Source organism: uncultured Ferrimonas sp., assembly GCF_947489035.1.
Taxonomy (GTDB): Bacteria; Pseudomonadota; Gammaproteobacteria; order Enterobacterales; family Shewanellaceae; genus Ferrimonas.
In genome coordinates this window covers 1-360 of the sequence record NZ_CANLCI010000084.1, presented here as the reverse complement: position 1 = coordinate 360, position 360 = coordinate 1, and the positions used below count along the sequence as shown (strand labels likewise).

General features: G+C 56.9%; 3 tRNA genes. All 3 read right to left on the bottom strand.

Going from position 1 to position 360, the window contains the following annotated elements:
- Positions 1 to 2: 2 nt before the first annotated feature.
- A tRNA-Glu gene (locus Q0796_RS18195) sits at positions 3 to 78 on the bottom strand.
- A gap of 43 nt (positions 79 to 121) precedes the next feature.
- Positions 122 to 197, bottom strand: a tRNA-Val gene (locus Q0796_RS18190).
- Between the two features lie 80 nt (positions 198 to 277).
- Positions 278 to 353 (bottom strand) — tRNA-Glu (locus Q0796_RS18185).
- Positions 354 to 360: the final 7 nt, after the last annotated feature.

Here is a 360-nt window from a genome sequence, read left to right as displayed (position 1 = left end):
TGTGGCGTCCCCTAGGGGATTCGAACCCCTGTTACCGCCGTGAAAGGGCGGTGTCCTAGGCCTCTAGACGAAGGGGACCCCGGACCATCGTTTAAACTCCGACGACAAGAGTGTAAAGATTTGGTGGGCGATACTGGGCTTGAACCAGTGACCCCCTGCTTGTAAGGCAGGTGCTCTCCCAACTGAGCTAATCGCCCAAATCTTGTGCTTGCTACCCACCGGCCTATTGGCGGATAACAATCTGCATCAGCAACCGAAGTCAGTGACACAAAATATGTGGCGTCCCCTAGGGGATTCGAACCCCTGTTACCGCCGTGAAAGGGCGGTGTCCTAGGCCTCTAGACGAAGGGGACCCCGGAC